Source organism: Mycolicibacterium austroafricanum, assembly GCF_000612725.1.
GTDB classification, from domain to species: Bacteria; Actinomycetota; Actinomycetes; order Mycobacteriales; family Mycobacteriaceae; genus Mycobacterium; species Mycobacterium austroafricanum.
The window spans coordinates 624,765-644,523 of the sequence record NZ_HG964454.1 but is presented as its reverse complement, the minus strand read 5'-3'; the positions used below and the strand labels follow the sequence as shown (position 1 = coordinate 644,523).

Here is a 19,759-nt window from a genome sequence, read left to right as displayed (position 1 = left end):
TGTTGATGACCTCACCGAGTGGACCGCCGCAGGGCGCTGGAGGATATCCCGGGCAGGTCCCGGCTCAGGGCTACTCCTCCGGTGCGCATGCCGCGCCCTCGCAGCCGGGCCCCCCGCAGTCCAATGGTGGCCTGCAGAACGAGGTGCACACGCTGGAGCGGGCGATCTTCGAGGTCAAGCGCATCATCGTCGGCCAGGACCAGCTCGTCGAACGGATGCTCGTCGGTCTGCTCGCCAAGGGGCACGTGCTGCTCGAAGGCGTCCCCGGTGTCGCCAAGACGCTGGCCGTCGAGACGTTCGCCAAGGTGGTCGGCGGGACGTTCGCCCGCATCCAGTTCACCCCCGACCTGGTGCCCACCGACATCATCGGCACCCGGATCTACCGGCAGGGCAAGGAGGAGTTCGACATCGAGCTCGGCCCGGTGGTGGTCAACTTCCTGCTCGCCGACGAGATCAACCGCGCGCCCGCCAAGGTGCAGTCCGCACTGCTGGAGGTGATGGCCGAACGCAAGATCTCGATCGGTGGCAAGACGTTCCCGCTGCCCAGCCCGTTCCTGGTGATGGCGACGCAGAACCCGATCGAGCAGGAGGGCGTCTACCAGCTGCCGGAAGCCCAGCGCGACCGCTTCCTGTTCAAGCTCAACGTGGACTACCCGACGCCGGAGGAAGAGCGCGAGATCATCTACCGGATGGGCGTCAAGCCGCCGGAGCCCAAGGCGATCCTCAACACCGGCGACCTGCTGCGGTTGCAGGACGTCGCGGCGAACAACTTCGTCCACCACGCGCTGGTCGACTACGTCGTGCGGATCGTGACGGCCACCCGCGAGCCGGAGAAGTTCGGCATGCCCGACGCCAAGGCGTGGATCGCGTACGGTGCGTCTCCTCGTGCCTCACTGGGGATCATCGCCGCATCGCGGGCACTGGCGCTGGTGCGCGGCCGCGACTACGTCATCCCGCAGGACGTCGTCGAGATCATCCCCGACGTGCTGCGGCACCGCCTGGTGCTGACCTACGACGCGTTGGCCGACGAGATCTCCTCCGAGACGGTGGTCAACCGTATCCTCCAGACGGTGGCGCTGCCGCAGGTGAATGCCATTCCGCAGCAGGGTCATTCGGTACCGCCCGTAGTCCCGGCCGCGGCGGCCGCGGCGAGCGGTCGCTGACCTGGTGGCACGCTCAAGTCGCTCCGTCGACCTGCCGTCGATGCAGCGCGGGGAGATCCGGGATCCGGCGTTGGCGGCGGCGCTGCGCAAGCTGGAGCTGACGGTCCGCCGCAAGCTCGACGGTGTGCTCCACGGTGACCACCTCGGGTTGCTTCCGGGCCCGGGATCCGAACCGGGGGAGTCCCGGGCCTACCAGCCCGGCGACGACGTGCGGCGGATGGACTGGTCGGTGACCGCGCGCACCACACATCCGCACGTGCGCCAGATGATCGCCGACCGGGAGCTGGAGACGTGGCTGGTGGTCGACGTCTCGGCCAGCCTGGACTTCGGCACCGCCAACTGCGAGAAGCGCGACCTGGCGGTGGCGGCGGCCGCGTCGATCGCGTTTCTCAACAGCGGCGGCGGCAACCGGATCGGCGCGGTCATCTCCAACGGCGAGACCATGCGCCGGGTGCCCGCGCTGTCGGGCCGCATGCACGAGCAGGAGCTGCTGCGGGCCATCGCAACCACCCCGCGCGCCCCGGTGGGGGTGCGCGGCGACCTCGCCGCCGCGATCGACGCGCTGCGCAGGCCCGAACGCCGCCGCGGCATGGTGGTGATCATCAGCGACTTCCTGGGGCCCATCAACTGGATGCGTCCGCTGCGCGCAATCGCGGGCAGGCACGAGGTTCTCGGCATCGAGATCATCGACCCCCGCGATGTGGAGCTCCCCGCCGTCGGCGACGTCGTCCTGCAGGACACCGAGACCGGGCGCACCCGTGAGTTCACCATCGACGAACAGCTGCGCACCGACTTCGCGAAGGCCGCCGCGGCACACCGCGCCGAGGTGGCCCGCACGCTGCGCCGCTGCGATGCCCCGCTGTTGACACTGCGCACCGACCGGGACTGGATCGCCGACGTGGTGCGGTTCGTCGCGAGCAGGCGCCGCGGTGCGCTCGCGGCGCGGTGACAAGCAGACGATGACCGACGATGGCTGGTAACGACGAAATGATAAGTAGCGCATGACTTTACCGTTGCTCGGACCGATGTCGCTGTCGGGTTTCGAACACCCGTGGTTCTTCCTCTTCTTCCTCGTCGTCCTCGGGCTCGTCGCGCTCTACGTCATCGTGCAGATGGGCCGGCACCGGCGGATGCTGCGGTTCGCGAACATGGAGCTGTTGGAGAGCGTGGCGCCGAAGCGGCCCAGCCGCTGGCGTCACCTCCCCGCCGTACTGCTGATCCTGTCGCTGATGTCGTTCACCGTGGCGATGGCCGGCCCGACCCACGACGTCCGCATTCCGCGCAACCGCGCCGTGGTGATGCTCGTCATCGACGTCTCGCAGTCGATGCGTGCCACCGACGTCGCCCCCAACCGGCTGGTCGCCGCCCAGGAGGCGGCCAAACAGTTCGCCGACCAGTTGACCCCGGGCATCAACCTCGGGCTCATCGCCTACGCGGGCACCGCCACGGTGCTGGTGTCGCCGACCACGAACCGGGAGGCGACCAAGGCCGCGATCGACAAGCTGCAGCTGGCCGACCGCACCGCCACCGGTGAGGGCATCTTCACCGCGCTACAGGCGGTGGCCACGGTGGGCGCGGTGATCGGCGGTGGTGACGAGCCGCCGCCGGCGCGCATCGTGCTGATGTCCGACGGTAAGGAGACGGTGCCGTCCAACCCCGACAATCCGAAGGGCGCCTACACGGCGGCGCGTACCGCCAAGGATCAGGGTGTTCCGATCTCCACGGTGTCGTTCGGTACCCCGTACGGCTACGTCGAGATCAACGATCAGCGTCAGCCCGTCCCGGTCGACGACGAGATGCTCAAGAAGATCGCCGACCTCTCCGGTGGAGACGCGTTCACCGCGTCCAGCCTGGAGCAACTCAAGCAGGTGTTCACCAATCTGCAGGAACAGATCGGCTACGAGACCATCAAGGGTGACGCCAGCGTGGGCTGGCTGCGCATCGGTTCGCTGGTGCTGGCGCTGGCCGCGCTGGGTGCACTGCTGATCAACCGCCGACTGCCCAACTGACTGTGTCGGTTCCCGGGTCGCTGCGCTCCTGCCCTCCGTTAAGGCGATTTCTTAAGAATGCGTGGCACCCACTAAGTTGGCGGGCATGACTCTCACGGAGAACAGCGCCGGCACCGCAGGCGAAACCGGAGGCGGCCGGCCCGCCTTCGTCTCCCGTTCGGTGCTGGTGACCGGTGGTAACCGCGGTATCGGCCTGGCGATCGCGCAGCGCCTCGCCGCCGACGGCCACAAGGTCGCCGTCACCCACCGCGGCTCCGGCGCCCCCGAGGGCCTGTTCGGCGTGGAGTGCGACGTCACCGACAACGAAGCCGTGGATCGTGCCTTCGCAGAGGTCGAGGAGCACCAGGGTCCGGTCGAGGTGCTGGTGTCCAACGCGGGCATCTCCAAGGACGCCTTCCTGATGCGGATGACCGAAGAGCGGTTCGAGGAGGTCATCAACGCGAACCTCACCGGTGCGTTCCGGGTGGCGCAGCGGGCCTCGCGCAGCATGCAGCGCAAGCGGTTCGGCCGGATCATCTTCATCGGATCGGTCTCGGGCATGTGGGGCATCGGCAACCAGGCCAACTACGCGGCCGCCAAGGCCGGGTTGATCGGCATGGCCCGTTCGATCTCACGGGAGCTGTCGAAGGCCAACGTCACAGCGAACGTGGTGGCCCCCGGCTATATCGACACCGAGATGACCCGGGCCCTCGACGAGCGGATCCAGGCGGGAGCACTGGAGTTCATCCCGGCCAAGCGCGTCGGCACCGCCGACGAGGTGGCCGGCGCCGTCAGCTTCCTGGCGTCCGAGGACGCGAGCTACATCGCCGGTGCGGTGATCCCGGTCGACGGCGGCATGGGGATGGGCCATTAGGTCTGGCAGCACAGCGCCACTAACAGAGACAAGGACTTTCACATGACTGGCATTCTCGAAGGCAAGCGGATCCTCGTCACGGGGATCATCACGGACAGCTCGATCGCGTTCTACATCGCCAAGGTCGCCCAGGAGGCAGGTGCCGAGGTGATCTGCACGGGATTCAACCGGCTGCGGCTCATCGAGCGCATCCTCGAGCGGCTTCCTTCGAAACCGCCGCTGCTGGAGCTTGACGTACAGGACGAGAAGCACCTCGACACGCTGGCCGACCGGATCACCGAGGTGATCGGCGACGGCAACAAGCTCGACGGCGTGGTGCACTCGATCGGCTTCATGCCCCAGACCGGGATGGGCATCAACCCGTTCTTCGACGCGCCCTACGAGGACGTCGCCAAGGGCATCCACATCTCCGCGTACTCCTACGCCTCGCTGGCCAAAGCGGTGCTGCCGATCATGAATCCCGGCGGCGGGATCGTCGGGATGGACTTCGACCCCACCCGCGCCATGCCGGCCTACAACTGGATGACCGTCGCCAAGAGCGCGCTGGAGTCGGTCAACCGGTTCGTGGCACGCGAGGCGGGCAAGGTCGGTGTGCGCTCCAATCTTGTTGCCGCAGGCCCGATCAGAACCTTGGCGATGAGCGCCATCGTGGGTGGCGCCCTCGGCGAGGAAGCCGGTGCCCAGATGCAGCTCCTCGAGGAGGGCTGGGATCAGCGGGCGCCGCTGGGCTGGAACATGAAGGATCCCACCCCGGTCGCCAAGACCGTGTGCGCTTTGCTGTCCGACTGGCTGCCGGCCACCACGGGCACGGTGATCTTCGCCGACGGCGGCGCCAGCACCCAGCTGCTGTGAAGTAGCGCCGTGTCCGTCGAAGCCCTGCTGCTGCTGTCGTTCGGGGGACCCGAAGGGCCCGAGCAGGTCATGCCGTTCCTGGAGAACGTCACCAGAGGGCGCGGAATACCCAGGGAGCGATTGGAATCCGTCGCCGAGCACTATCTGCACTTCGGCGGGGTGTCGCCGATCAACGGCATCAACCGTGACCTGATCGTGGCGATCGAAGCCGAGTTGGCGCGCCGTGGCATGCAGATGCCCGTCTACTTCGGCAACCGCAACTGGGAACCGTACGTGGAGGACACGGTTGCCGCGATGCGGGACAACGGGATTCGCCGGGCCGCGGTGTTCTCCACCTCGGCGTGGGGCGGCTACTCAGGTTGCGCCCAGTACCAGGAGGACATCGCGCGCGGTCGGGCAGCCGCCGGTCCCGAGGCGCCGGAGTTGGTCAAACTGCGACAGTACTTCGACCATCCGCTGCTGATCGAGATGTTCGCCGACGCGATCAGGGATGCGGCAGCCACCCTTCCCGAGGATCTGCGGGCCCAGGCCCGGTTGGTGTTCACCGCGCACTCCATCCCGGTGAGGGCCGCGAACCGGTGCGGACCGGACCTTTACGAACGGCAGGTGGCTCACACCTCGGCGTTGGTGGCAGCCGCCGCCGGTTACCCCGAATACGACCAGGTTTGGCAGTCGCGGTCCGGCCCGCCCCAGGTGCCGTGGCTGGAACCCGACGTCGGGGATCACCTCGAGGTGCTCGCGGCCCGGGGCGTCAACGCGGTGATCGTCTGCCCGGTCGGCTTCGTCGCCGACCACATCGAGGTGGTCTGGGACCTCGACAACGAGCTCGCCGAGCAGGCCGCCGAGGCCGGCATCGCCCTGGCGCGGGCGTCGACCCCCAACGCGCAGCCCCGCTTCGCGAAGCTGGTCGTCGACCTCATCGACGAACTGCGCCTCGGCCTCCCGCCGCAGAGGGTCGGGGGTGGCCTGGTGCCCGGCTACGGCAGCAGCGTCAACGGCGCGCTGTGTACGCCCGACTGCTCCGGCTAGGCGACTCCGGCGGGCCGGGAGGTCATCGCCGTCCGTCGGCGGCTGTCCACGCGTAGGGCAGGAACTTGCCGTCGAACGTGACCACCACCCGGTCCCCGTCGGGATGGGGCTTCCGCTCGACGTCCACACTGAAGTTGATGGCGCTCATGATGCCGTCACCGAACTCCTCGTGGATGAGCTCTTTGATCGCGCCGCCGTAGACCTGCAGCACCTCATAGAACCGGTAGATGGTCGGGTCGGTGGGCACCGCGGTCGGCAGGCCGCCCCGCATCGGTACCGCAGCCAGCACCGGTACCGCCGACTGGTCCAGCCCCAGGAGCTCGACGAGTATCTCTGCGGACTCCACCGGCACCGGGTGTTGCCCTAATAGCGCCGAGATCGTCCACACCAGCGGCCTGTCGATCGCCTCGGCGAGCTGCTGCCAGCTCAGACCCCTGGCCAGCCGGGCCGCGAGGATCTCGGCGGTGGCGTCCTCCCGGGTCATGCGTTCGCCTTGACCGGGATGGCGAAGTCCTCCGAGCCCGCGGGACGGTTCCATTCCCCGCCGGTGCGGGCGTGAGTGGCGTACAGCGTGAGCCCGACGAACGCGAGCCCTCCGACGAGATTGCCGACCACGGTGGGAATCTCGTTCCAGATCAGGTAGTCCGCGATGGAGAAGTCGCCACCGAGCATCAGTCCCGACGGGAACAGGAACATGTTCACCACCGAGTGCTCGAAGCCCATGTAGAAGAACAGCATGATCGGCATCCACATCGTGATGACCTTGCCGGACACCGAAGTCGACATCATCGCCGCGACAACACCGGTCGACACCATCCAATTGCACAGCACACCGCGGACGAACAGTGTCAGCATGCCCGCCGCGCCGTGCTCGGCGTAGCCGACCGTGCGGCTGGATCCGATCTCCCCGAGTCGCTGCCCGACCTCGTTGGGGTCGACGGTGAACCCGTAGGTCAGCGTGACGGCGATCATCACCGCGACGGTCAGCGCCCCGAGAAAATTGCCGACGAAGACCAGACCCCAGTTGCGCAGCATCGAGCCGACTGTGACGCCGCGCCGCTTGTCGAGCAACGCCAGTGGCACCAGCGTGAAGACGCCGGTGAGAAGGTCGAATCCCATCAGGTACAGCAGGCAGAAACCGACCGGGAAGAGCACCGCGCCGAGCAGCGCATTTCCGGTCTGCACGGTGATCGTGACGGCGAACGCGGCGGCAAGCGCGAGAATGGCGCCGGCCATATAGGCGCGGATCACCGTGTCCCGGGCGGACATGAAAACCTTGTTCTCGCCGGCGTCGATCATCTTGGTGACGAACTGCGGCGGGTCCACGTAGGACATGACGTCGCTCTCCTCGAAGGTCGGTATGGCGGCCGGCCTGGAAGGCCGTGACCTGGACACTGATGCCCGCCTCGGCGGTGACACCGGAGGCGCTTTTCCATCCGCACGAGCGTCATCCACCGCCGTGACCCCGGTGTGAACTCGATGGCAGGATCGCGTCACAAAACCATCACCGCGGGGCGCACACCGCTGTGAGGCCCGGCCCCGTCGGCGGATCGCCGCACTCATCGATATGCGAATGGTGATGCAGCTCTGCAGGATTGGCCGAGGGTCTGGAGGCTGCGCCCCGGGCACCCGCGAATGAGCAGTAGGTCAGGACCGCCAGGCCGAGTGCAGTATCGCGTCCACCGCGGCCAGCCGCGCCGAACGCACCACGGTGCTCAACGGCCGCAACACGTCACTGGCCAACTGAACCTCCGAGGAACTCTGCAGCCCGATCGGGATCAATCCCGAACTCACGGTGATGATGGCGTCCACGTGGGCGGCGTTCTCCAGCACCCGGACCGCCCGCGCCGGCGCGTGGTCGGGGATGCGGTGCAACCGGGTGGAGTCGAGCACCTGCTCGACGAGACTGCGGGGGTCGTCGATCTCACCGGCGGACGCGCCCGCACGCAGTGCGCCGAGAGCGTCCGCAGCCGAGCGCACCGCGTCGCGCAACTCGTACTCCGCCTCGCCCAGGTCGAAGTGCCCGGCCGGCGGCGCCGACGAGAACGAGTACACCGTCCACGACAATCCCATCAGCTCGGCCTCGAACTCGAACTCGTCCTCGGCGTCCACCGAATCCGGGAAGCTGTCCCGGTATTCGAAGTCGGGCACCAGCCCGATCGAGCCGGCCGGGCCGTTGACGATCACCGCCTCCCCGGCGGCGATCGCGTCGCGGCCGAACTGCGTGCCCGGCGGCAGCCCCCGGACGTCACCGGGAACCGGCAGCGCGAGCGTGATCGACGGGTGCGGCGTGCCCGGCCCGGCAGCGGTCCGTACCGTCTGCAGCAGCGAGACCGAGGCCGCGTCATCCAGGTCCGGCCACGACAGCCCGGTGCGCTCCGCGGCAACCGAATCGTAGGCGGTCACGGAATGCCTTGGCGTCCATTGAGATAACGCGTCAAGCACGTCGTCGGGCGCGGCGGCGCCTGCCAGCCAGGCGTTGGCCCACATCGATAGCGAAACACTCGGGCACCACATGATGGCTGCAGTGTAGTTGTTACCGACTCATCCAGTCGGCTGCGCGATAGGCTGGCGTCATGCCCGTCTCGCTGATCTGGCTGATCGCAGCGCTGGCGCTGGCCGGCGCCGAGGCGCTCACCGGCGATCTGTTCCTGCTCATGCTCAGCGGGGGCGCGTTGGCCGCGGCCGGTTCCAGCTTTCTGCTCGATTGGCCGATCTGGGCTGACGGCATCGTGTTCCTGCTGGTATCGGTTCTGCTGCTGGTCGGCGTGCGCCCGGCGCTGCGCCGCCGGCTCATGTCGGGACGGGGACTTCCCGAGCCGGCGAAGGCGCTGGAGGGCAAGAGCGCGTTGGTCCTCGATCGCGTCGCGATCCATGAAGGCCAGGTGAAGCTCGACGGCGAGGTCTGGACGGCGAGGCCGTACAACGAGAACGATGTCTTCGAACCTGGCGATCACGTGACCGTCGTCCACATCGACGGAGCCACCGCGGTCGTCGCCAAGATCGGATGAGGTTAGGCCCCGGAAGGAGTCGATCGTGGAAGGTGCCGTCGCAGGGTTGATCCTGCTGGCCGTGCTGGTGGTGTTCGCCGTGATCGTGGTGGCGAAGTCCGTCGCGCTGATCCCGCAGGCTGAGGCCGCGGTCATCGAGCGGCTCGGCCGCTACAGCAAGACGGTGTCCGGCCAGCTGACCTTGCTCTTGCCGTTCATCGACCGGATCCGCGCCCGCGTGGACCTGCGTGAGCGGGTGGTGTCCTTCCCGCCTCAGCCGGTGATCACCGAGGACAACCTGACGGTGAACATCGACACCGTGGTGTATTTCCAGGTCACCAATCCGCAGGCCGCGGTCTACCAGATCAGCAACTACATCGTCGGCGTCGAGCAGCTCACCACCACGACACTGCGCAACGTGGTGGGTGGCATGACGTTGGAGCAGACGCTCACCTCGCGCGACCAGATCAACGGCCAGCTGCGCGGCGTGCTCGATGAGGCCACCGGCAGGTGGGGCCTGCGGGTGGCCCGTGTCGAATTGCGCAGCATCGACCCGCCGCCGTCGATCCAGGACTCGATGGAAAAGCAGATGCGCGCCGACCGCGAGAAGCGCGCCATGATCCTGACCGCCGAGGGCAGCCGTGAGGCTGCGATCAAACAGGCCGAGGGGCAGAAGCAGGCGCAGATCCTGGCCGCCGAGGGCGCCAAGCAGGCCGCGATCCTGGCCGCCGAGGCCGACCGGCAGTCGCGGATGCTGCGCGCCCAGGGTGAACGCGCAGCGGCCTACCTGCAGGCGCAAGGCCAGGCCAAGGCCATCGAGAAGACTTTCGCGGCGATCAAGGCCGGCAGGCCCACCCCGGAGATGCTGGCCTACCAATACCTGCAGACGCTGCCTCAGATGGCCAAGGGCGAGGCCAACAAGGTGTGGCTGGTGCCCAGCGATTTCGGTTCCGCGCTACAGGGATTCACCAAGCTGCTCGGCGCGCCGGGGGAGGACGGCGTGTTCCGGTACACGCCGTCGCCGGTCGACGAGACGTCGGCCCGGCCCGATGACGACTCCGATGAGGTCGCCGACTGGTTCTCCACCGAGACCGATCCCGCGATCGCCCAGGCGGTGGCCAAGGCCGAAGCCGAGGCGCGTGCCCCCGTCGCCGGAACCCTCGATGCGCCGCGGCAATATCCGCCGCTGTCGCAGCAGGCTCAACCCCCGGCGACCGACTACGCCCAGCAGCCCCCGGTACCGCGGCACGGGGCCCCCGACCAATGAGCGTGCTGACATCGAAACGGACCTACGCCGTGCTGGCGGCGGTCCAGGCCGCCGACGCCGCGGCCTGTGTCGGACCGATCCCGCCGATCAAGAAGACGTTCGATGACGTCGGGCTGGCCGAGGAGCTACGGCCGCTCATCCCTGTCGTCAAGGCGGCCAGCGCCGTCGGACTGCTCTCGGTGTTTCGCCGGCCCGCACTGGCCCGGTTCACCACGTTCATGCTGACGGTCTACTTCGTGCTCGCGGTGGGCTCCCACGTCAGGGCCAGGGACTGGAGTCCCAGCCTGGTCGCGGCGTCGTCGTTCCTCGCGCTGTTCGGTGCGATGACGGTGCGCGGACCCGACGTCACACCGTCGTGACGGGCGTCTGACTGCGTCGGTGCGTTCTGATCTCGTAGATCAGTCCCGCCACCCCGACCGCCGCAGTGCACAGGGACACCAGCACAAGCAGCGGGCTGACCCGACCGGTCAGCGCATCCCCGAGGATCACGATGGCGGACGTGCCCGGGAGCACGCCGACCACGGTGGCCAGCGTGTACGGCATCAGGCGCACCGACGAAGCGCCCGCCGCATAGTTCAGCACCGAGAACGGCACCGCCGGGATCATCCGAGTGGCGAGCACCACCGGCCAGCCGCGCTCACGCAGGCGCTTGTCGACGGCGTCGACGCGGGGATGGACGACCAGCCGGCTCACCTGCCACCCCGCCACGCGGACCAGCAGCAGCGCGACGACCGCGCTGACGGTGCTCGCGGCCACCGCGATCGGGATGCCGAGCACCGGACCGAACAGCAGACCCGCAGCCAACGTGAATGCGGTGCGCGGGAACGGGAACACCGTCACCACGACGTGGGCGGCGAAGAAGGCCAACGGGAACCATGAACCCACCGAGGTGGCCCAGTCCCGAAGTTGCAGAGCGGTCGGCAACGGCACCAGCAGCGCAACTGCGACGAGAATCACAATGGCCGTCAGAGTGGCGGCGAGCCTGCCCCGGGGAGCCGTCTTCAGCGTGGCGACGACCGCGGCGCCCACGGTACGAAGCGCGCTGACTACGGATTTCACGATTACCAAGGGTACGGGGCCGTGGCGAACGGGCTGGATCGTCACGCCGTTGAGTCGGCCACCAGCGCTCAATGGTGTGACGGCCATCATTTAGCCTGATGGCTGTGCCGAAACCCAGCGCCGGCTCTGCCGGAGGAGTAATCGACTCCGATCTGGACCGATGGCGCTCCGCTGTGGCGGGCGTTCTGGCGAAGTCCTTGAAGCGCGATCCCGCCGACCTGCCCTCCGAGCCCGAGCGACTGCTCGATTCGGCGACCTACGACGGTTTCCCGATCAGGCCGCTCTACACCGGCGCCGACGAGCTTGCCGAGCCGGCGCTGCCCGGCCGGTGGCCGTTCGTGCGCGGCGGTGATGCGCTGCGGGACGTGAAGTCCGGCTGGAAGGTCGCCGAGGCGTTCCCCGCCGAGGCGGGATCTGTCGCCGAGGCCAACGGCGCGATCCTCGTGGGCCTGACCGAGGGCGTCAGCGCGCTGGTGCTGCGCGTCGGCGACGAGGCGGGGGCGGTCGCACCCGGTGATCTCGGGCGCCTGCTCGACGGGGTCTACCTGGACCTCGTGCCGGTGGTCGTGGACACCGCCGGGGACGGCTCGGCCCACCGCGCGGCCGCCGACGCGCTGCTGGCGATGCTGACCGGTCTCGACGGCGATCAGCGCTCACGGCTGTCGATCGACCTCGGCGCCGATCCGCTCACCGCTGCGATGGCGGGCCGTCCGGCGCCCGAGTTCGCCGACGTGGTCGCGACTGCCGAAGACGCCGTCGCGTACGACGGCCACGTGCGGACGATCACGGTGGACGGCCCGACATTCCACAATCTGGGCGCGAGCGCGTCCTGGGAGCTCGGCGCCGCCGTCGCCGCCGGCGTCGCCTACCTGCGACTGCTCACCGATGCGGGGCTGTCGACGGCCGACACGCTCAGACAGATCAGCTTCCGCTTCGCTGCCGACGATGACCAGTTCATGACGATCGCCAAACTTCGTGCTGCGCGCCGGCTCTGGGCCCGGGTGGCCGAGGTGGTCGGTGAACCGGCGGCCGGGGCGGCCACGCTGCACGCGACGACCTCGCTGCCGATGATGACGGCGCGCGACCCCTGGGTGAACATGCTTCGGACCACCGTCGCGGCGTTCGCGGCAGGTGTCGGAGGAGCCGACACCCTCCTGGTGCATCCGTTCGACGTCGCGATCGACGGCGGATTCCCCGGTACCGCACGCAGTTTCGCGCGGCGCATTGCCCGCAACACCCAGTTGCTGCTGCTCGAGGAATCCCATCTCGGTCGGGTGCTCGACCCGTCGGGCGGGTCCTGGTTCATCGAGGACCTCACCGGTCAACTCGCCGGGCAGGCGTGGCAGAAGTTCCAGGAGATCGAGGCCCACGGCGGATTCGTCGCCGCGCGTGAGCACATCAGCGCCGGGATCGCCGAGGTCGCAGCCCGGCGCGCCGACGACGTCGCGCACCGGCGCACGTCTGTCACGGGTGTCAACGAGTTCCCGAACCTCGGGGAAGTGCCGCTGCCGCAGGGTGATCCGCTGCCCCAGGTGCGGCGGTACGCGGCGGCTTTCGAAGCGTTGCGCAACCGTTCGGACGTCTATCTGGAGAAGACAGGGGCCCGGCCCAAGACGTTGCTGTTGCCGCTCGGCCCGCTCGCCGAGCACAACATCCGGACCACCTTCACTGCGAACCTGCTCGCCTCGGGCGGGATCGAGGCTGTCAACCCGGGTCCCCTGGACGTCGCCGGTGTGGCCGCCGCGGTCGCCGAGTCCGGTGCCACTGAGATCGCCGTGATCTGCGGGACCGACGCCCGGTACGCCGACGAGGTTTCGGGTGTTGTCGAGGCCGCGCGGGCGGCCGGGGTGCGTCACATCCTGTTGGCGGGGCCGGAGAAGGCCGTCGCAGAAGCTGATTCGAAACCGGACGGATACCTCACCGCGAAGATCGACGCGGTGAGCGCGCTGTCGGACCTGCTGACCCGATTGGGGGCATGACATGACCGCCATTGAACCGGTGAAGATCGACAGCTTCGCCGACGTCCCGCTGCACGGCGACACAGCGGCGGCGGCGCCGACCTCCTCCGATGTCACCGCGCAGGTGTCCGCGGCTGCGGCCGCTCACGGTTACACGACCGACCAGCTCGACTGGGCCACGCCCGAGGGCATCGACGTCAAGCCGGTCTACATCGGCGCCGACCGCGACGCGATCGTCGCGGCGGGGTACCCGCTGGACAGCCTGCCCGGCGAACCGCCGTTCGTGCGCGGCCCCTATCCGACGATGTACGTCAACCAGCCGTGGACCATCCGGCAGTACGCCGGTTTCTCGACGGCCGCAGAGTCCAATGCGTTCTACCGGCGCAACCTGGCCGCGGGGCAGAAGGGTCTGTCGGTGGCGTTCGACCTGGCCACCCACCGAGGCTATGACTCCGACCACCCGAGGGTGGCCGGCGACGTCGGCATGGCCGGCGTGGCGATCGACTCCATCCTGGACATGCGCCAGCTCTTCGACGGCATCGACCTTTCGTCGGTGTCGGTGTCGATGACGATGAACGGCGCGGTGCTGCCGATCCTCGCGCTGTACGTGGTGGCCGCCGAGGAACAGGGCGTGCCGCCGGAGAAGCTCGCCGGGACCATTCAGAACGACATCCTCAAAGAGTTCATGGTCCGCAACACCTACATCTATCCGCCGAAGCCGTCGATGCGGATCATCTCCGACATCTTCGGCTACACCAGCGCGAAGATGCCGAAGTTCAACAGCATCTCGATCTCCGGCTACCACATCCAGGAGGCCGGGGCCACCGCCGATCTGGAGTTGGGCTACACGCTGGCCGACGGGGTCGAGTACATCAAGGCGGGCCTGGATGCCGGCCTGGACATCGACAAGTTCGCGCCGCGGCTGTCGTTCTTCTGGGGCATCGGGATGAACTTCTTCATGGAGGTCGCCAAACTGCGCGCGGGCCGGCTGCTGTGGAGCGAGTTGGTGTCACAGTTCGAACCGAAGAGCGCGAAATCGCTTTCGCTGCGCACCCATTCGCAGACCTCCGGCTGGTCGCTGACCGCCCAGGACGCATTCAACAACGTGGCGCGCACCTGCGTGGAGGCGATGGCCGCCACCCAGGGGCACACCCAGTCGCTGCACACCAACGCCCTCGACGAGGCGCTGGCGCTGCCCACCGATTTCTCGGCGCGCATCGCCCGCAACACCCAGCTGCTGCTGCAGCAGGAGTCGGGAACGACGCGGCCGATCGATCCGTGGGCCGGTTCGTACTACGTGGAGTCGCTGACCTATCAGCTCGCCGAGAAGGCGCGGGCGCACATCGCCGAGATCGCCGAATACGGCGGCATGGCGCAGGCCATCGACGCAGGCATCCCGAAGCTGCGCATCGAGGAGGCGGCCGCACGCACGCAGGCGCGGATCGACTCCGGTCAGCAGACCGTGATCGGCGTGAACCGCTACCAGGTCGACGAGGACCACGAGATCGAGGTGCTCAAGGTCGAGAACAGCCGGGTGCGCGCCGAGCAGATCGCCAAGCTGGAGCGGCTGCGTAGTGAGCGGGATGACGCGGCGACCCAGGCGGCGCTGGCCGAGTTGACCCGTGCGGCAGCGGCTTCCGGTGCGGCAGGGGAGGACGGGCTGGGCAACAACCTGCTGGCCCTTGCGATCGACGCGGCCCGCGCCAAGGCCACCGTCGGTGAGATCTCCGATGCGCTGGAGAAGGTCTACGGCAGGCACCAGGCCGAGATCCGCACCATCGCAGGGGTGTACCGAGACGAGGTGGGCATGGCCGGCAATGTCAGCAGCGCGACCGAACTCGTCGAGAAGTTCGCCGAGGCCGACGGTCGCCGACCACGGATCCTGGTCGCGAAAATGGGTCAGGACGGGCACGACCGGGGGCAGAAGGTCATCGCGACCGCGTTCGCCGACATCGGCTTCGATGTCGACGTCGGCTCCCTGTTCTCGACGCCGGAGGAGGTCGCGCGGCAGGCCGCCGACAACGACGTACACGTCGTCGGGGTGTCCTCGCTGGCGGCCGGTCACCTGACGCTGGTGCCCGCGCTGCGCGACGCGCTGGCCGAGGTGGGCAGGCCCGACATCATGATCGTGGTCGGCGGGGTGATTCCGCCCGGCGATTTCGACGAGTTGTACGCGGCAGGGGCGACCGCGATCTTCCCGCCGGGAACGGTCATCGCCGACGCCGCGATCGGGCTGCTGAACAAGCTGGCCGAACGACTCGGTTACACGTTGAGCTAGATGAGCCAGCCGGTCCAGGAACTCGCGACCGCTCTCCGCAGTGGTGACCGCTCGGCGCTGGCGAGGGCGATCACACTGGTCGAGTCGACTCGTCCCGACCATCGGCAGAAGGCCCAGGAACTGCTGCTGGAACTCACGCCGGAAGCCGGCAGCGCCGTCCACGTGGGCATCACCGGGGTACCCGGTGTGGGCAAGTCGACGACCATCGAGGCGCTCGGGATGCACCTGATCGAGCGGGGACATCGGGTGGCGGTGCTGGCGGTCGATCCGTCGTCGACGCGCACCGGGGGTTCGATCCTGGGCGACAAGACGCGCATGGCCAAACTGGCCGTGCATCCCGACGCCTACATCCGACCGTCGCCGACCTCGGGCACCCTGGGCGGCGTGGCCAAGGCGACGCGGGAGACGATCGTGTTGCTGGAGGCCGCCGGCTACGACGTGGTCCTGGTGGAGACCGTCGGCGTCGGGCAGTCCGAGGTGACGGTTGCCAACATGGTCGACACCTTCGTGTTTCTGACCCTGGCCCGCACCGGCGATCAACTTCAGGGCATCAAGAAGGGCGTCCTCGAGTTGGCCGACATCGTGGTGGTCAACAAGGCCGACGGTGAGCACGCGGTCGAGGCCAAGGCCGCCGCCAGGGAGCTCGCCGGCGCCATCAGGTTGATCTACCCACGTGAAACCCTCTGGCGTCCACCAGTTTTGACGATGAGCGCGCTGACCGGCGATGGTCTCGCCGAACTCTGGGAGACCGTCCTCAAGCACCGTGAGGTACTCACCGAGGCCGGTGAGTTCGACGCCCGGCGGCGCACTCAGCAGGTGGAGTGGACCTGGTCGATGGTGCGTGACACGGTGCTCGACCGCGTGCTGTCGCACCCAGGCGTTCGTGCGATCCGCGCCGATGTGGAGCGTCGGGTCCGCGACGGACTGTTGACGCCGGCGCTTGCTGCGCAGCAGATTCTCGACGCGGCCGAGCACCCGCCGGAGGGCCTCCGCTAACGAATTGGTAACTCCGCGATAGTTTGCCGCGGGACCGGCTAAATTCAATGTGTGACGGGCGTCAACAACCCGGAGCGCGATGTGGCGCTCTCACACGGGCACGGTGCAGCGCTGCCCCGTGGCGTACAGGGCGCTGCCGATCCGAATTTCACCCTCGCGGTGCGGGCCTTCGCGCAGATGTTCCCGTCGCGTCGACTCGGCGGTGGAGCCCTTGCGGTGTACCTCGACGGTGAGCCCGTCGTCGATGTCTGGACCGGCTGGGCCGACCGCAGAGGTACCCGGCGGTGGACCGCCGACACCGGTCCCATGGTGTTCTCCGCGACCAAGGGGGTCACCGCGACGGTCATCCACCGGTTGCACGACCGCGGGCTGGTCGATTACGACGCCCCGGTGGCGGAATACTGGCGCGAATTCGGCGCCAACGGCAAGTCGGCGATCACCGTCCGGGACGCCTTGCGGCACCGGGCGGGGTTGTCTCAGCTCAACGGCGCCGGCAAGGCCGACCTGCTCGACCATGCGGTGATGGAGCAGAGGCTGGCCGCGGCGCCGAGGAGCTGGTTGTACGGCAAGCCCGCCTACCACGCGCTGACCTTCGGCTGGCTGCTGTCCGGCCTCGCCCGCTCGATAACCGGCAAGGGTATGCGCGAACTGATCCGCACCGAGGTGGCCGCGCCGCTGAACACCGATGGGCTGCATCTCGGCCGGCCGCCGGTGCAGGCACCGACGGAGGCCGCGCAGATCATCGGCCCGCAGACCCGGCTGCAGAACCCGGTATTCAACCTGGTGGCGCCCCGGATCGCCGCACTCCCGTTTTCGGCGGGCTTCGGTGCGATCTACCTGCCCGGTGTGAAGGCCCTCGTACAGGGCGACACCCCGCTGCTCGACGGTGAGATCCCGGCGGCAAACGGCGTGGCGACCGCCCGGGCGCTGGCCCGCATGTACGGAGCGATCGCCAACGGTGGGCGCATCGACGGAACCCAGTACCTGTCCGGGGAGACGGCGGCAGCCTTGATCGGAAGGCCCAGCCTGCGGCCGGACCACAGCATGGTCATGCCGCTGTCGTTCCATCTCGGCTATCACGGTCTGCCGTTCCCCGGGGTGCTTCCCGGTTTCGGTCACGTGGGCCTCGGCGGCTCTCTGGGCTGGGCGGACCCGCGGAGCGGCCTGTCCTTCGGATATGTGCACAACCGGTTGCTCACCCCGCTCGTCCTCAGCGATCAGGCCGGTTTCGTCGCCACCGCGGCATTGATCCGACGCGGCGCCGCAGCGGCCCGCAGGAACGGTTATCGCCCGGTGCGCGAGTACGGGGCGCCCTTCACCGATCTCACCGCGACGGCGGTCTGACGGAACTCCCCGACCACACGGCTATGTGTTCGCGCGGGTGAACCACCGCGTCTTGTTCCGCCACGAGTGCGCCGAGGTCAGCGCGAACCCGGCCCCGCAGGCGCAGGCGAACACCCACACCAGGGTGGTGCCCTGGACGGTCTGTAGCTGCGGGGTCAGCGCGGTCGTGATCCGCACCACGCATGCGCCGATGCCCATCGCGGACGCGAAGAGGTAGACGTTGGCGACCTGGCGCGACCGTGGGTCGGTGCGCAGGATCAGCAGCGCCCGGATGCAGTAGAGAAGCAGGTAGATCAGCATGCCGCAGAGCATCAGCCAGTACAGGTTGAGCCAGAAGTCGGTGGGCACGTCGAAGAAATCAGGACGGTAGATCGACGCACCGTTGCCGAGCCAGAAGGCGGCCAGCAGTAGTGGGATGCACAGCGTCGCGGGTCGCTCGATGTGCTGACGGAACCGTTGCTGCAACGCGTGGTCCTGTTCGAGTCGGCCCAGGGTGTTGTAGACCACGGCCGAGGCGGCCACGATGTAGCAATCGTGGCCGAGATAGTCCTCGAGGTTCCACTTGCCGGTCAGCGAATAAAGCAGAGGCCCCAGCGTCTCGGAAGCCAGCGGCGACATCAGCAACACGGCGGCGCCGTGGAGTGCGATGTTCAGTGTCGCGGCGACTTCCCACCGGCACGACCACGTGACGCGGCGAATCCACAAGCTCCACCCGATACACATCAGAGTGATCGCGATGATTGATGCCAGTGCCATGGTGAATCGCTTTCGAGCAGAACGTGGTCAGCAAATTGTATGTGCAGATGGTCTAAAGGGGCGGAGCGTCCATCCGTGGTGTCAGATCAGAGAGTCGGGTCCGACGGGCAGTGTGAGCATTTGTAGTGGTCTCGCGCATTGTCGACACGGCTGACGGGGCCGGACTGCTGGTCTCGATGTAGTGCCACACCTCCTGCCTGCTCATCAGTCCGAACTGAATCTGCAGGTCGGGATAGCTAAGCGTGAAGCGGTCGGCGACCAGCCTGAGTTCCTCCGCCGACGGGTAATCGTCCTCTTTGATTCGCCGGTAGTAGGTGCTGCTGGAAATGCCGAGCGCGTCAATGATGTCCTTGGCGTCGATCTCCCCGTCGAGGAGGTAGTCGAGCAGCGCCTTGAGCTGTCTGCCGTTCTCGTCGGTGCGTGGCATTTGACCACCTTAAACCGCGATCTCACCTTTGGGCAGACTCTCCCGGCAAATAACTCACACGCCCTTAATTGACATAGCCGTCATAGTTTTGGGAACGCTCTCCCAATTATGGGACATTCGCTGTACGGTGAGCTGCATGGTCGCCCCATACATCTCGGACGAGGTCAAGCTGCGGCCCGTCCCTTCCGTGCCGGAAATCCTGGATGTGTTCGACCGCCCCGCGGCCGACGCACTGCCCGCCCGGTCGCACAAATTCGGCACCAGGTCATCGAGCGAATTAACCGAAGAACTCGATGGCGCCGCGGAATGGCTGGGAGTGGGGGTCGAGGAGATCCTTCTCGCCGCACTCGGCCGCACTTTCGGCAGGACCCGGGGTGAGGGCGCCGTCGACGTCGACGTCACCGGAGGTCACCGCTGGGCGAGCCGGCCGGTGTCGATGATCTGCGCGGCCGGCCAGCCGATGGGGCCCACCGAGATGCTGCAGGGCGCGCACAGCGTGCTGGCCGGTGCACCGTTTCGGGCGGGGGCGCAGTCCGAGGTGCTGTTGAACGTCGCCAACGGGGTGGTCGACCGTCCCTGCACCCGCCCCCTGGAGCTGCGGGTGCAGCGTGTCGACGGACTGCTCCAGATCGACTGGTGGTACGACGAGTCCCGCCTTGATGCGTATTCGGTCGAAGAGATGGCCGAGCAGTTCCCGCTGGCCGTCATCGAGATCACCTCGGACGCGGCGGCACCCCTGTAAAGGCGCCCGCTAAACTGGACTGATCGGCGTCGATCC

The 19,759-nt window shown here is 67.9% G+C and carries 20 protein-coding genes; 14 read left to right on the top strand and 6 right to left on the bottom strand.

Translation table 11 applies throughout. The annotated features are described in order from the left end of the window. Nucleotides 1-5 precede the first annotated feature (5 nt). The 6 genes from moxR1 (at nt 6) to BN976_RS19980 (ending at nt 5,906) form a co-directional block, all read left to right on the top strand. The gene (moxR1, locus tag BN976_RS20005; protein WP_011779964.1) at nt 6-1,163 is read left to right on the top strand and encodes a chaperone MoxR1; all 1,158 of its coding nucleotides are present in this window, start codon (nt 6-8) and stop codon (nt 1,161-1,163) included. Between the two features lie 40 nt (nt 1,164-1,203). Beyond that, a complete protein-coding gene (locus tag BN976_RS20000) occupies nt 1,204-2,112 on the top strand; it encodes a DUF58 domain-containing protein (protein ID WP_036373087.1) in 909 nt (302 codons plus the stop codon). A 52-nt stretch (nt 2,113-2,164) separates the two neighbouring features. Beyond that, complete coding sequence (locus BN976_RS19995; protein ID WP_011779966.1) at nt 2,165-3,172, top strand: VWA domain-containing protein; 1,008 nt, start codon at nt 2,165-2,167, stop codon at nt 3,170-3,172. Nucleotides 3,173-3,257: 85 nt separating this feature from the next. Beyond that, entirely contained in the window at nt 3,258-4,025 is a 768-nt protein-coding gene (fabG1, locus tag BN976_RS19990) for a 3-oxoacyl-ACP reductase FabG1 (RefSeq protein ID WP_011779967.1), read from the top strand. A 42-nt stretch (nt 4,026-4,067) separates the two neighbouring features. Further along, nucleotides 4,068-4,877 carry an NADH-dependent enoyl-ACP reductase InhA gene (gene inhA / locus BN976_RS19985; protein ID WP_036373086.1) on the top strand — a complete coding sequence of 270 codons (810 nt, stop codon included), beginning with the start codon at nt 4,068-4,070 and terminating at the stop codon, nt 4,875-4,877. A gap of 9 nt (nt 4,878-4,886) precedes the next feature. Further along, nucleotides 4,887-5,906: a ferrochelatase gene (locus BN976_RS19980; RefSeq protein WP_011779969.1), complete on the top strand. Its 1,020-nt coding sequence runs from the start codon at nt 4,887-4,889 to the stop codon at nt 5,904-5,906. Nucleotides 5,907-5,928: 22 nt separating this feature from the next. On the opposite strand, the gene cynS is transcribed toward BN976_RS19980, so the two are convergent. The 3 genes from cynS to BN976_RS19965 all read right to left on the bottom strand — a co-directional run bounded on the left by cynS (nt 5,929) and on the right by BN976_RS19965 (nt 8,423). After that, on the bottom strand, nt 5,929-6,390 hold the full coding sequence (gene cynS, locus BN976_RS19975; protein ID WP_011779970.1) for a cyanase: 462 nt from the start codon (nt 6,388-6,390) through the stop codon (nt 5,929-5,931). Further along, complete coding sequence (locus tag BN976_RS19970) at nt 6,387-7,241, bottom strand: formate/nitrite transporter family protein (RefSeq protein ID WP_036373085.1); 855 nt, start codon at nt 7,239-7,241, stop codon at nt 6,387-6,389. Before BN976_RS19970 ends, cynS begins: the two co-directional genes overlap by 4 nt. 312 nt (nt 7,242-7,553) lie before the next feature. Next, the gene (locus tag BN976_RS19965; RefSeq protein ID WP_036373083.1) at nt 7,554-8,423 is read right to left on the bottom strand and encodes an Rv1486c family protein; all 870 of its coding nucleotides are present in this window, start codon (nt 8,421-8,423) and stop codon (nt 7,554-7,556) included. Between the two features lie 59 nt (nt 8,424-8,482). Here BN976_RS19965 and BN976_RS19960 point away from each other — a divergent pair, with 59 nt between their 5' ends. The 3 genes from BN976_RS19960 to BN976_RS19950 are packed head-to-tail and all read left to right on the top strand — an operon-like array spanning nt 8,483 to nt 10,522. Beyond that, on the top strand, nt 8,483-8,917 hold the full coding sequence (locus tag BN976_RS19960) for an NfeD family protein (RefSeq protein ID WP_036373082.1): 435 nt from the start codon (nt 8,483-8,485) through the stop codon (nt 8,915-8,917). 25 nt (nt 8,918-8,942) lie between these two features. Beyond that, nucleotides 8,943-10,163 carry an SPFH domain-containing protein gene (locus BN976_RS19955; protein ID WP_011779974.1) on the top strand — a complete coding sequence of 407 codons (1,221 nt, stop codon included), beginning with the start codon at nt 8,943-8,945 and terminating at the stop codon, nt 10,161-10,163. Beyond that, nucleotides 10,160-10,522, top strand: coding sequence for a DoxX family protein (locus BN976_RS19950; RefSeq protein ID WP_011779975.1), 363 nt, complete (start codon nt 10,160-10,162; stop codon nt 10,520-10,522). The genes BN976_RS19955 and BN976_RS19950 overlap by 4 nt, the downstream gene beginning before the upstream one ends. On the opposite strand, the gene BN976_RS19945 is transcribed toward BN976_RS19950, so the two are convergent. Further along, a complete protein-coding gene (locus tag BN976_RS19945) occupies nt 10,509-11,222 on the bottom strand; it encodes a TVP38/TMEM64 family protein (protein WP_036373080.1) in 714 nt (237 codons plus the stop codon). The two genes, BN976_RS19950 and BN976_RS19945, sit on opposite strands and share 14 nt — an antisense overlap. A gap of 98 nt (nt 11,223-11,320) precedes the next feature. On the opposite strand from BN976_RS19945, the gene mutA reads away from it, so the two are divergent. From mutA to lipL, 4 genes are read left to right on the top strand one after another with little or no spacing between them, the layout of a single operon-like run. Continuing rightward, on the top strand, nt 11,321-13,201 hold the full coding sequence (gene mutA / locus BN976_RS19940; RefSeq protein ID WP_036373078.1) for a methylmalonyl-CoA mutase small subunit: 1,881 nt from the start codon (nt 11,321-11,323) through the stop codon (nt 13,199-13,201). A gap of 1 nt (nt 13,202) precedes the next feature. Then, nucleotides 13,203-15,458, top strand: coding sequence for a methylmalonyl-CoA mutase (gene scpA, locus BN976_RS19935; protein ID WP_036373077.1), 2,256 nt, complete (start codon nt 13,203-13,205; stop codon nt 15,456-15,458). Continuing rightward, a complete protein-coding gene (gene meaB, locus BN976_RS19930) occupies nt 15,459-16,454 on the top strand; it encodes a methylmalonyl Co-A mutase-associated GTPase MeaB (protein WP_011779979.1) in 996 nt (331 codons plus the stop codon). A gap of 51 nt (nt 16,455-16,505) precedes the next feature. Beyond that, nucleotides 16,506-17,798: an esterase/beta-lactamase LipL gene (gene lipL, locus BN976_RS19925; RefSeq protein WP_036373075.1), complete on the top strand. Its 1,293-nt coding sequence runs from the start codon at nt 16,506-16,508 to the stop codon at nt 17,796-17,798. 21 nt (nt 17,799-17,819) lie between these two features. Here the strand turns inward: lipL and BN976_RS19920 are convergent, their stop codons facing one another. Together BN976_RS19920 and BN976_RS19915 are read right to left on the bottom strand one after the other, a co-directional pair. Next, a complete protein-coding gene (locus BN976_RS19920; RefSeq protein ID WP_036373073.1) occupies nt 17,820-18,554 on the bottom strand; it encodes a hypothetical protein in 735 nt (244 codons plus the stop codon). 52 nt (nt 18,555-18,606) lie between these two features. Then, entirely contained in the window at nt 18,607-18,981 is a 375-nt protein-coding gene (locus BN976_RS19915; RefSeq protein ID WP_036373072.1) for a helix-turn-helix domain-containing protein, read from the bottom strand. Nucleotides 18,982-19,117: 136 nt separating this feature from the next. Here BN976_RS19915 and BN976_RS19910 point away from each other — a divergent pair, with 136 nt between their 5' ends. Beyond that, nucleotides 19,118-19,723: a hypothetical protein gene (locus BN976_RS19910; RefSeq protein WP_036373070.1), complete on the top strand. Its 606-nt coding sequence runs from the start codon at nt 19,118-19,120 to the stop codon at nt 19,721-19,723. Nucleotides 19,724-19,759: the final 36 nt, after the last annotated feature.

Coding starts and splice junctions, on each gene's coding strand:
- BN976_RS19915 (WP_036373072.1), bottom strand. CDS start 18,981: ATGCCACGCACCGACGAGAACGGCAGACAGCTCAAGGCGCTGCTCGAC.
- moxR1 (WP_011779964.1), top strand. CDS start 6: ATGACCTCACCGAGTGGACCGCCGCAGGGCGCTGGAGGATATCCCGGG.
- inhA (WP_036373086.1), top strand. CDS start 4,068: ATGACTGGCATTCTCGAAGGCAAGCGGATCCTCGTCACGGGGATCATC.
- BN976_RS19910 (WP_036373070.1), top strand. CDS start 19,118: ATGGTCGCCCCATACATCTCGGACGAGGTCAAGCTGCGGCCCGTCCCT.
- BN976_RS20000 (WP_036373087.1), top strand. CDS start 1,204: ATGCAGCGCGGGGAGATCCGGGATCCGGCGTTGGCGGCGGCGCTGCGC.
- meaB (WP_011779979.1), top strand. CDS start 15,459: ATGAGCCAGCCGGTCCAGGAACTCGCGACCGCTCTCCGCAGTGGTGAC.
- cynS (WP_011779970.1), bottom strand. CDS start 6,390: ATGACCCGGGAGGACGCCACCGCCGAGATCCTCGCGGCCCGGCTGGCC.
- BN976_RS19995 (WP_011779966.1), top strand. CDS start 2,165: ATGACTTTACCGTTGCTCGGACCGATGTCGCTGTCGGGTTTCGAACAC.
- BN976_RS19950 (WP_011779975.1), top strand. CDS start 10,160: ATGAGCGTGCTGACATCGAAACGGACCTACGCCGTGCTGGCGGCGGTC.
- fabG1 (WP_011779967.1), top strand. CDS start 3,258: ATGACTCTCACGGAGAACAGCGCCGGCACCGCAGGCGAAACCGGAGGC.
- BN976_RS19920 (WP_036373073.1), bottom strand. CDS start 18,554: ATGGCACTGGCATCAATCATCGCGATCACTCTGATGTGTATCGGGTGG.
- BN976_RS19965 (WP_036373083.1), bottom strand. CDS start 8,423: ATGTGGTGCCCGAGTGTTTCGCTATCGATGTGGGCCAACGCCTGGCTG.
- BN976_RS19970 (WP_036373085.1), bottom strand. CDS start 7,241: ATGTCCTACGTGGACCCGCCGCAGTTCGTCACCAAGATGATCGACGCC.
- mutA (WP_036373078.1), top strand. CDS start 11,321: ATGGCTGTGCCGAAACCCAGCGCCGGCTCTGCCGGAGGAGTAATCGAC.
- BN976_RS19960 (WP_036373082.1), top strand. CDS start 8,483: ATGCCCGTCTCGCTGATCTGGCTGATCGCAGCGCTGGCGCTGGCCGGC.
- scpA (WP_036373077.1), top strand. CDS start 13,203: ATGACCGCCATTGAACCGGTGAAGATCGACAGCTTCGCCGACGTCCCG.